The 9697-nt window shown below is 73.1% G+C and carries 11 protein-coding genes, 1 pseudogene and 1 riboswitch; of the genes and pseudogenes, 6 read left to right on the top strand and 6 right to left on the bottom strand.

Annotated elements, in window-relative coordinates:
• Positions 1 to 14: 14 nt before the first annotated feature.
• The 3 genes from ACWEVO_RS19460 to ACWEVO_RS19450 form a co-directional block, all read right to left on the bottom strand.
• The gene (locus ACWEVO_RS19460; RefSeq protein WP_452308934.1) at positions 15 to 425 is read right to left on the bottom strand and encodes a type II toxin-antitoxin system Phd/YefM family antitoxin; all 411 of its coding nucleotides are present in this window, start codon (positions 423 to 425) and stop codon (positions 15 to 17) included.
• 67 nt (positions 426 to 492) lie between these two features.
• A complete protein-coding gene (locus tag ACWEVO_RS19455) occupies positions 493 to 1041 on the bottom strand; it encodes a GNAT family N-acetyltransferase (protein ID WP_452308933.1) in 549 nt (182 codons plus the stop codon).
• A gap of 48 nt (positions 1042 to 1089) precedes the next feature.
• Positions 1090 to 2343: a hypothetical protein gene (locus ACWEVO_RS19450; protein WP_452308932.1), complete on the bottom strand. Its 1254-nt coding sequence runs from the start codon at positions 2341 to 2343 to the stop codon at positions 1090 to 1092.
• Positions 2344 to 2526: 183 nt separating this feature from the next.
• Here ACWEVO_RS19450 and ACWEVO_RS19445 point away from each other — a divergent pair, with 183 nt between their 5' ends.
• The 6 genes from ACWEVO_RS19445 to ACWEVO_RS19420 all read left to right on the top strand — a co-directional run bounded on the left by ACWEVO_RS19445 (position 2527) and on the right by ACWEVO_RS19420 (position 8082).
• On the top strand, positions 2527 to 4002 hold the full coding sequence (locus ACWEVO_RS19445) for an NAD(P)/FAD-dependent oxidoreductase (RefSeq protein WP_452308931.1): 1476 nt from the start codon (positions 2527 to 2529) through the stop codon (positions 4000 to 4002).
• 69 nt (positions 4003 to 4071) lie between these two features.
• A riboswitch (SAM riboswitch) is annotated at positions 4072 to 4182 on the top strand.
• Positions 4183 to 4216: 34 nt separating this feature from the next.
• Complete coding sequence (locus tag ACWEVO_RS19440) at positions 4217 to 4348, top strand: hypothetical protein (RefSeq protein WP_265010468.1); 132 nt, start codon at positions 4217 to 4219, stop codon at positions 4346 to 4348.
• A 103-nt stretch (positions 4349 to 4451) separates the two neighbouring features.
• The gene (locus ACWEVO_RS19435; RefSeq protein WP_452308930.1) at positions 4452 to 5309 is read left to right on the top strand and encodes an ABC transporter substrate-binding protein; all 858 of its coding nucleotides are present in this window, start codon (positions 4452 to 4454) and stop codon (positions 5307 to 5309) included.
• Between the two features lie 36 nt (positions 5310 to 5345).
• Positions 5346 to 6110 carry an amino acid ABC transporter permease gene (locus ACWEVO_RS19430; RefSeq protein ID WP_452308929.1) on the top strand — a complete coding sequence of 255 codons (765 nt, stop codon included), beginning with the start codon at positions 5346 to 5348 and terminating at the stop codon, positions 6108 to 6110.
• Entirely contained in the window at positions 6107 to 6856 is a 750-nt protein-coding gene (locus ACWEVO_RS19425) for an amino acid ABC transporter ATP-binding protein (RefSeq protein ID WP_452308928.1), read from the top strand. Before ACWEVO_RS19430 ends, ACWEVO_RS19425 begins: the two co-directional genes overlap by 4 nt.
• Positions 6857 to 6969: 113 nt before the next feature.
• Positions 6970 to 8082, top strand: coding sequence for an FUSC family protein (locus ACWEVO_RS19420; RefSeq protein WP_452308927.1), 1113 nt, complete (start codon positions 6970 to 6972; stop codon positions 8080 to 8082).
• 84 nt (positions 8083 to 8166) lie between these two features.
• On the opposite strand, the gene ACWEVO_RS19415 is transcribed toward ACWEVO_RS19420, so the two are convergent.
• The 3 genes and pseudogenes from ACWEVO_RS19415 to ACWEVO_RS19405 form a co-directional block, all read right to left on the bottom strand.
• Positions 8167 to 8856 carry a RibD family protein gene (locus ACWEVO_RS19415; RefSeq protein WP_452308926.1) on the bottom strand — a complete coding sequence of 230 codons (690 nt, stop codon included), beginning with the start codon at positions 8854 to 8856 and terminating at the stop codon, positions 8167 to 8169.
• Positions 8853 to 9503 carry a GTP cyclohydrolase II gene (locus ACWEVO_RS19410; protein WP_452308925.1) on the bottom strand — a complete coding sequence of 217 codons (651 nt, stop codon included), beginning with the start codon at positions 9501 to 9503 and terminating at the stop codon, positions 8853 to 8855. Before ACWEVO_RS19410 ends, ACWEVO_RS19415 begins: the two co-directional genes overlap by 4 nt.
• Before the next feature lie 69 nt (positions 9504 to 9572).
• Positions 9573 to 9697 (bottom strand): annotated as a pseudogene (locus ACWEVO_RS19405) (UPF0104 family protein); the annotation flags it as partial.

The raw sequence follows: 9697 nt of genomic DNA, 5'->3' as shown, positions 1-9697 counted from the left end.
GTGGTGCGGCACGGTCACTCGCGCAGCAGGTCGGCGTGGGCTGCCCGGAGCCGGGCGATGGCCGGGTCGCCCGCCGGGGCCCGCCGGTCGAGCTCGGCCCAGACCGCGGCGAGCGCGTCGGTGAGCGCGCGCCGCTCGGCCTCGTGCCGCCGGCTGCTCTGCCGGTGCAGCTCCTCCAGCCGGCGCGCCCAGCCGGCGCTGATCGCGGCGACCCGATCGGTGTCGGCCCGGGCCTGGGCCGCGGTGCGGGCGGCGGCCGCGGGCACGATCGCGGCGATCGGCCGGGGGTCGCCGTCGCGGGTGACGACGGTGACGGTGTCGGTCAACTCGGCGAGGGTGACGAGCTGGGTGAGCCGGGTGCGGACCTCGCGCAGCGGCAGAAAGCGCGGCTGGGGGGACCGGTCGGCCAGGGCGGGGGCAGCCATGGACCGATGTTGACGTCCGGGTACGACAAAACTCCGCCACGTGCCCGCCCCCGGGCCGCGCGGACCCCTATCCTTCCGGCTTCCACTCCGGGGCGAGCACCGACCAGACCTCCATGTCGGCCCGGCCCGTCGGGGTCGGGACGGCGTCGCGGAGGACCCCGTCGCGGCGCATGCCGAGCCGCCGCGCCACGGCGACGCTGCGCTCGTTGCCGGCCTTGGTCACCCACTCCACCCGATGGATACCGCGGTCCCGGATCGCCCAGTCGATGATCACGCGGGCCGCGCGGGTGACCAGGCCCTGCCCCTCGGCCGCCGGCTCCAGCCAGCAGCCGGCCTCACCGACGCCGGTGGTGGTGTTGAGGGAGACGAAGAGCACCCCGCCGACCAGGGTGCCGCGCTGCCAGATGCCCCAGATGCCGCCGTCGTCGCGCGCCCACCGGTCGGCGTAGTTCTGCAGCACCTTGCGGGCGGACTCGGCGTCGGTGGCCACGAAGGAGGCACCCACCCAGGGGGAGATGTGCTCCCGGCACCGGTCGAGGTTGGCCAGGAACTGGTCGGCGTGCCACGGCTCCAGCGGGCGCAGCTCGGCGTCGTCGGTCAGGGCGAGAGCGAACATCCCAGCAATCTAGTGCCCGGTCGAAGCAGGCGGCGCGCCGCCGGCCGGTCAGATGATGAAGTGCGTCCAGTAGGTCAGCCAGAGCGCGAACAGGCCGCCCTGCAGCACCGCCAGCGCGACGGCCAGCCACCGGTCCACCCCGCCGCGCCGGGCCCAGCGGGCCAGCACCAGGGCAACCGGAAACGCGGCCAGCAGGTAGCGCAGCAGGCTCTTGTACACGGGCGGCCCCATCGAGAGCGGCACCAGCACCACGACGAGCGTGTAGACCAGGTACGGCCACTCGGCCCGCCGACGCAGCCCGACCACGGCCACGACCACCACGGCCACCGCCAGCCAGACCCGGAGCGCGTCGGCGGAGTTGCCGTCGGTCAGCGCGTGCCAGGCCACCCACAGGGGGTCCTGCACCCTGATCCCCCAGCCCTTCTCCTGGGCGTGCTGGTAGGCGAACCAGTCGCCGCTCTGCCACCGGCAGAACGCCATGAAGGTCAGCCAGCCGGCGGGGACGAGCAGCAGCGGCCAGCCCAGGCGCAGGTACCGCAGCAGGCTGCGGCCGTTCAGGCGCCACCCGTGCTGGCTCAGCAGCACCAGCGCGAGCGGGATCACCACCGCGAAGCCGACCGAGCGGCTCAGCGCCAGGAAGTAGCCGACGATCCCCACCACCAGCCAGCGGCGCTGCTCGGCGTACCAGAAGGCGGCCAGGGCGAGGCAGACGAAGAGCGACTCGGTAAGGGCCGCCTGGAACAGGAAGGCGGTCGGCAACAGCAGCAGGTAGCGGGTGAACCGGCGGCCGGCCCCCGGGTCGTCCCCGTCCGCGCCCAGCAGCCGCCCGCCCAGCCGGTACGCGTAGTAGAGCTGGACCACCAGCGCGATGTTGCTGATCAGCAGCAGCGCCCAGGCGGTGTGCCCACCGAGCAGCGGCGCGAGCGGCCGGGCCAGGAACGGGTAGAGCAGCGGGAAGCCGAAGTCCCGCCACGGCTGGTCCAGCGGCAGCCGGGCCAGGTGGTCGTAGAGGAACGAGTCCCAGGCGAACCAGAGCGAGATCCAACGGTGCGACGAGATGGCCTCCTGCTGGCTGCGCATCATCGTCTCGTCGGCCGGCGGCCCGCCGGAGGTCAGGTCCCAGCCGGCCAGCACCAGCACGCCGACCAGGGTGAGCACGGCCTTCGAGCCGACGAAGACGGCGAGCACGAAGCCCCACGGGCTGGGGATCCGCCCCGCCAGGCCGGAGCCGGCCGCGGCCAGCCGCGCCGTCCACCGGGTCCCCGCGTCGCCCGCCGGGGCAGCCGTGTGCTCGTCCCCCATCCCACCCCCACCGATCACCCTGCGAACCACCGGCCCGCATTCCCGGTTCGTCCCGGTTCACACCTGCCGGCCCGGCTGGGCCGGTTCATCCCTTCGGGTCGGCGCCCGGCAGGTGAGTCGGGCCGTGGGACGGGTAAGGGCGCTCCCGCAATCGGCACGCTGGCGGCGGGGGGCACGGACGGCATGAACGGCGACAACGGCACGGTGGTCATCGGGGCGGGACCGGCAGGCCTCACGGCGGCGTACGAGTTGCTGCGGCACGGCGAACCGGTCCGGGTGTACGAGGCGGACGACGTCGTCGGCGGGATCAGCCGGACCGTGCAGCGGGACGGCTGGCGGTTCGACATCGGCGGCCACCGGTTCTTCACCAAGGTCTCCCGGGTGGAAAACTTCTGGCACGAGATCCTGCCGGACGAGGACTTCCTGCTCCGACCGCGGATGAGCCGGATCTACTACCGGGGCGCCCTGTACGACTACCCGCTCAACGCCGGCAACGCCCTGCGCAACCTCGGCCTGCTGGAGGCGCTGCGCTGCGTCGGCTCGTACGGCCGGGCCCGGCTGCGCCCGCCCCGGGACCAGTCCCACTTCGAGGGCTGGGTGTCCGCCCGGTTCGGCTGGCGGCTCTACTCGATCTTCTTCAAGACCTACACGGAGAAGGTCTGGGGGATGCCGGCCGACCAGCTGCAGGCGGACTGGGCGGCCCAGCGGATCAAGAACCTCTCGCTCTCCACCGCGGTCCTCAACGCCCTGCTGCCCAGCCGCAAGCGCAAGGACGTGACCAGCCTGATCGAGGAGTTCCAGTACCCCAAGCACGGCCCCGGGATGATGTGGGAGCGCTGCACCGAGGAGGTCGAGAAGCGCGGCGGGACGGTCCGGCTGAACAGCTGGGTGACCGCGGTGCACCGCGATCCCACGGCCCGCCGCGCGACCGGCGTGACCGTGCGCGACGGCTCCGGGGAACGGACCGAGCAGGCCGACCACGTGATCTCCTCGATGCCGATCTCCGCGCTGGTGCGGGCCATGCGACCGCCGGCACCGCCGGAGGTCCGGGCCGCCGCCGACGATCTGCGCTACCGGGACTTCCTGACCGTGGCGCTGGTCGTGCCGGAGGAGTTCTCCTTCCCGGACAACTGGATCTACGTGCACGACCCGGCCGCGAAGGTGGGCCGGATCCAGAACTTCGGCTCCTGGTCGCCGTACCTGGTCAAGGACGGGCGGACCTGCCTGGGGCTGGAGTACTTCGTCTTCGAGGACGACGAGATGTGGCGTACCCCGGACGAGGAGCTGATCGCCTTCGCCACCGCCGAGTTGGAGCGGCTCGGGCTGGTCCGCCCCGGCTGCGTGGAGACCGGGTACGTGGTCCGCATGCCGAAGGCCTACCCCGTGTACGACGAGCGGTACCAGCACAACATCGACGTGATCCGGGACTGGCTGGGCCGGGAGGTACCGAACGTGCACCCGGTCGGCCGCAACGGCATGCACCGCTACAACAACGCGGACCACTCGATGCTCACGGCCATGCTGGCGGCCGAGAACATCGCCCACGGCGCCGACCACGACGTCTGGACGGTCAACGTCGAGCAGGACTACCACGAGAGCAAGCGCTCGTCCCAGCACGGCACCGGGCGGGACGCGCCGATCATGCCGGCCCGCCGGTAAGGGTCGCCGCGTGAGGGTGGTCATAACCGCTGGACGAGCCGGGCGGGGCTGCTGCTAGCCTTCTCGGCAGGTCATGAGCGCCAGCGTCAAGCCCCGGCTCGCTGGCCGGCAACCCTCCTCCGCGGTGGGGTGCCCCGGGTGAGGACCAGGCACCGGCAGCCGCCGGTGCAAGCGTGGCCTGGTACCCAGGTCAGCAACGACCAGGGGGAAAACCATGTCTGCTCACTTCCGCACCCCGCCCGTCGACGGCGTCGCCTACCCGGCCCGCTTCGCGCTGGTCAAGCGCCGGCACGTCGACCTGATGCGGGTGTGCAGCGACGCCTGTCGTCGCGCCGGCGCCCGCTGAGCGCCACCCCCCTCCTTCCTTAGTTCCACCGCCACGGCCCCGTCCCGGTTGACGGCGCCGTCGTCGGCGCGCGCCCGCGCCGCAGTCCCCTCTGGAGAAACCTGTGCGCATCCGTTCCACGCTGTCCCGCGTCGCCGCGCTCGGCGCCGCCGCCGTGCTGGCCGCCACCGCCCTCACCGCCTGCGGCGACAACGGCTCCACCGACGAGGCCGCCAACCCGTACGGGCTGCTCCAGCCCGGCGTGCTCCGGGCCGGCACGCTCACCGACGCGCCGCCGAACGTCTACCTGAAGGACGGCAAGTTCACCGGCTTCGACAACGACCTGCTCACCGCGGTCGCGGCCAAGGCCGGCCTGAAGGTGGAGTTCGTCGGCACCGACTTCTCGGCGCTGCTGTCCCAGGTCAACAACCACAAGTTCGACGTGGGCAGCTCCTCCATCACGATCACCGAGGCGCGGAAGAAGACCGTCGACTTCGGCAACGGCTACGACTTCGGCTACTTCGGGCTCGACGTGCCGGCCGGCTCGCCGATCACCGGCTTCGACCAGCTCGCCGGCAAGCGGGTGGTGGTCGTGCAGGGCACCGTGCAGGACGACTACGCCACGAAGCAGAACCTGAACCCGGTGCGGGTGCCGGACTACAACGGCGCGATCAACCAGCTCAAGGCCGGCACCGCCGACGCCTGGATCGCCCCCGCCGAGATCGGCGACACCTCCGCCGCCGACAGCAACGGCAAGATCAAGGTGGCGGCCAAGCAGCTCAGCCCGGCCCCGACGGCGTACGCCGTGGCGAAGGGGAACGACAAGCTGCGCGAGGCACTGAACAAGGGCCTCGACGAGGTGATCGCCGACGGCACCTGGAGCAGGCTCCAGACGCAGTACTACCCGGGCCGGCCGATCCCGGCCGACTTCAAGCCGGGCAGCGGCACGGTCGCGGTGCCGTCGGCCTCGGCGGCCTCCTGACCCACGGCGACAGAGACGAGCAGGGCGGACGGAGCCATGGATCCACTGAGCACCCTCTGGGAGACCTTCTTCGACTGGCACGCCATGCGCGAGGCGCTGCCCGAGATGCTCACCGTCGGGCTGCCCAACACCCTGATCCTGGCGGTCTCCGCCGCCCTGCTCGGCTCGGCGCTGGGCATGCTGCTGGCGATCGCCGGCATCTCGCGTACCCGATGGCTGCGCTGGCCGGCCCGGGTCTACACCGACGTGTTCCGCGGCCTGCCGGCGGCGGCGACCATCCTGCTCATCGGCGTCGGGCTGGCGCCGCTGGGCATGCAGGTCTGGGGCCCCAACCCCTACCCGCTCGGGGTGCTGGCGCTGTCGCTGATCGCCGCCGCCTACATCGGGGAGATCTTCCGCTCCGGCATCCAGAGCGTCGAGGCCGCCCAGCTGGAGGGGGCCCGCGCGCTCGGCTTCTCCTGGGGCGAGGCGATGCGTCTGGTGATCGTCCCGCAGGGGGTACGCCGGGTACTGCCGGCCTGGGTGAACCAGCTGATCGCCCTGATCAAGGACTCCAGCCTGGTCTACTTCCTCGGCCTGGTGGCCAGCCAGCGGGAGCTGTTCCGGATCGGCCAGGACTACGCGGCCACCACCGGCAACGAGTCCGCCCTGCTGCTGGCCGGCCTGTTCTACCTGGTGCTGACGGTGCCGCTGACCCACGCGGTCAACTGGATCGACCGCCGGCTGCGCCAGGGCCGGGCGGTCGCCGCCCCCGACCTCGACGCCGAGTTCGTGCCCGCGGCCGGAAAGGACCCGCGATGACCACCACCACCGCCACCGCCACCTCGGTCAGCCTCGCCGTCCGGGACGTGCATCTGGCCTTCGGCGCGCACCGCGTGCTGCGCGGCGCCGACCTGACGGTGGCCCGCGGCGGCACCGCCTGCGTGATCGGCCCGTCCGGCTCCGGCAAGTCCACCCTGCTGCGGACCATCAACCGGCTGATCGAGCCGGACCGCGGCGACGTGCTGCTGGACGGGCGCAGCGTGCTGGGCGACGACCCGGACGCGCTGCGCCAACGGATCGGCATGGTGTTCCAGCAGTTCAACCTCTTCCCGCACATGTCCGTGCTGCGCAACATCACCCTCGCCCTGCGCAGGTTGAAGAAGCTGCCCGAGGACGAGGCGGTGCGGATCGCCCGGGAGCAGCTCGACCTGGTCGGGCTGGCCGCCAAGGCCGACGCCCGGCCGGCGCAGCTCTCCGGCGGCCAGCAGCAGCGGGTGGCGATCGCCCGGGCGCTGGCCCTGCGCCCCCAGGTGATGCTCTTCGACGAGGCCACCTCTGCGCTCGACCCCGAGCTGGTCAAGGGCGTGCTCGGAGTGATGGCCGACCTGTCCGCCGCCGGGATGACCATGGTGGTGGTCACCCACGAGATGGGCTTCGCCCGCGAGGTCGCCGACACGGTGGCCTTCATGGACGGCGGCGTGGTCCTCGAAGCCGGCGAGCCGGCCGCCGTCTTCGAATCCCCACAGCATCCCCGGCTGCGCCGCTTTCTGTCCCAGGTGCTCTGACAGCCCGCGGGAGCCGTCCGGTTACGACGATCAACTCCGCGGGTAGGAGGCCCTACGGCCGGAACGGAGAGTCCGTGGGTGCGCCGGTCCGCTGGATAGGAGGACGGGCGCCCGTGGGCAGGTGGTGGAAGGCCGTCGTGGGCCGGCTGCGGCAGGCGTGGATTCCGGTGGTCGAGGGAACCGTGGCGGCGACGGTGGCCTGGCTGATCGCCGCCCGACTGATCGGGCACCCCGATCCGTTCTTCGCGCCGACCGCGGCACTCGTGGTGCTCGGGGAGTCCCGGGGACGGCAGGTGCGGCAGACCGTCGAACTGGTCCTCGGCGTCGCCGGCGGGGTGCTCATCGCCGACCTGGTGATCCACGCGCTCGGCCCGGGCACGCTGACGATGCTCCTCGTCCTGCTGGTCACCCTGGGCGTCACGGTGGCGGCCGGCGCGAGCAACACGCTGATCTTCCAGACCACGATCTCCGCGCTCTACCTGGTGGTGGTCGCCGCACCGAAGGGCGACTTCCGGCCGTTCCGGTTCGTCGACGCGTTGATCGGCGGGGCGGTCGCCCTCGTCGCGAGCCAGCTTGTGGTCGGCCGGGATCCGCTGGCCCCGCTGGTCGCCGCGGCCCGGCAGACGTACGCCGACCTCGCCGATGTGCTCGACCGGGTGAACGCCGCGCTCGACCGGTGCGACGCCGAGGCCGCCCAGGCGGCGCTGGACGAGGCGCGGGCGGTGGACGGCTGCGTGGAACGGCTGCGCTCCGCGGTCCAGGCCTCCGCCGAGTCGCTGCGGCTGCGGGTCCGCCGCCGGCGGCACCTCGGCCAGCTCGGGCAGGTCGAGGACACTGCGCGGCAGCTCGACTACGCGGTACGCAACATCCGGGTGCTGGCCCGCAACGCGGTCACCCTGGCCCGGCTGCACGCCACCAGCCCGCCGCGGCTGGCCGCCGCGATCGGCTGCCTCACCGAGGCGGTACGCGCCGCCGGCGCGGCCCTGGCCGAGGACCTGACCGGCCGCGACGCCGACCAGCACGCGAACCGGGCCGACGAAGCCGCGCTCGAGGCCGTGCGGCTCGCCGCCGAGCTGCTCGGGTCCCGGCCGCCGCTGCCGGTGGTCATGATCGTCGGGCAGATCCGGGCCACCGCGATCGACCTGCTGCGCGGGGTCGGCAAGGACGACCTGGCGGTGCTGAACCGGATCGACGAGACACTGGGCCTGCCGAGCCCGGCGTCCTGAACCGGCCGGGGCGTGTCGCCGAGGTGGCGGCATTTCGACGCTTCGGACCGCGCCGCCTCGCCGACCTGGCGTCGTGGAGCGCCCCTACACCCCGCAGCGGTCGGAGAGGGCGTAGCGGGTGAGGACGACGTCGTCGATCTGGCGCACCTCGATCACCCGGGCGCGGCGGCCCGGGTGCCAGGGGAAGCGGCCGTCCCGGACGAAGCGCGGCGCCCGGCAGTCCCCGACGAAGAACGGCGCCACCACCAGGTGCAACTCGTCGGCGAGACCGGCGGTGAGGAACTGGCAGTGCAGGGTGCCTCCGCCCTCCACCATGAGCCGGCGTACGCCCCGGTCGGCCAGATCGTCGACCACCGCCGCCGCGGTGACCGGCTCACCACCGTCGACCACGGTCGCCACGTCGCCCACCTGCTCGCGCGTCTTCTCCACCGCGCCGCTCGGGCAGTAGACCAGCTTCGCGCCGTCGCCGAAGGTGAAGAACCGGGCCGTCGGGTGGAGGTCGCCGCTGCCGGTGACGGTGACCTTCACCGGCGACGGGGGCAGGCCGCGCGCCACCCGGTCGGCACGCCGCCGCGCGGAGCGCACCAGCAGCCGCGGGTCGTCTCGCCGGACGGTGGCCGCGCCGACCAGGATCGCGTCGCAGGCCGCCCGCACCTCGTCGACCCGGTCGAGGTCGGAGTCGTTGGAGAGCAGCAGCCGCTCGGTGGACGCGTCGTCGATGTACCCGTCGATCGACATCGCGCAGCTGAGCAGCACGTACGGCCGGGTGCTCACGGCACGAACGGCAGGTCGAGGGCGTGGTCGGCGCGGGCCACCTTGGCCGCGAGGTAGCCCGCGTTGGTCGGGGACAGGTGCACGCCGGTGAGCACCCGGTCGACCACCGTCACGCCCAGCCGGGCGAGCTGGTCGGCCTTGTCCGGGTTGTTGCTGAGCAGGGCCACGCGGTTCACGCCCAGCGCGGCGAGCATCTGCGCGGCCACAGTGTAGTCGCGCTCGTCGGCGCCCCGGCCCAGCGCCAGGTTCGCCTCGTAGGTGTCCAGGCCCCCGTCCTGCAGCGCGTACGCGTCGAGCTTGGCGTACAGGCCGATGCCCCGGCCCTCCTGGCGCAGGTAGAGCAGGTAGCCCCCGGCCTCGGCGATCCGCTCGACCGCCTCGCGCAGCTGTGGCCCGCAGTCGCAGCGCTGGCTGCCGAAGACGTCCCCGGTGAGGCACTCGCTGTGCGGGCGCACCAGCGGCGGCGGCAGGTCGTCGTCCGGCAGGTCGCCGCCGGCCCGGTCACCGAGCCCGAAGGCGAGGTGCTCCCGGCCGTCGACCAGCCCGTGGAAGGAGTAGACCCGGGCGCTGGTGACGTATCCGTCGGGGAAGCGCAGCGGGACCATGACCTGGGTCCGGACCGTAGCGGTGGGCAGCCTGTCGTCCATCGTTCTCCTCCGTCCGGGGCTGCCGGACAGGCCGGCAACGCACACCTCGCACCCTCACCGTAGGCCGGATCACCGACAGTCGCCGGTCAGCCGGGAAGCCGGCCGGTGCCACACCAGCACCGCCGCGCCGGGCAGGCTGGCGGCCAGCACCAGCGCCCCGTACACGGTGGCGGCCGCGACTCCCTGGGCGGCGG

The organism is Micromonospora sp. NPDC003776, assembly GCF_053605645.1.
This window is presented reverse-complemented; position numbering and strand designations above follow the sequence as displayed.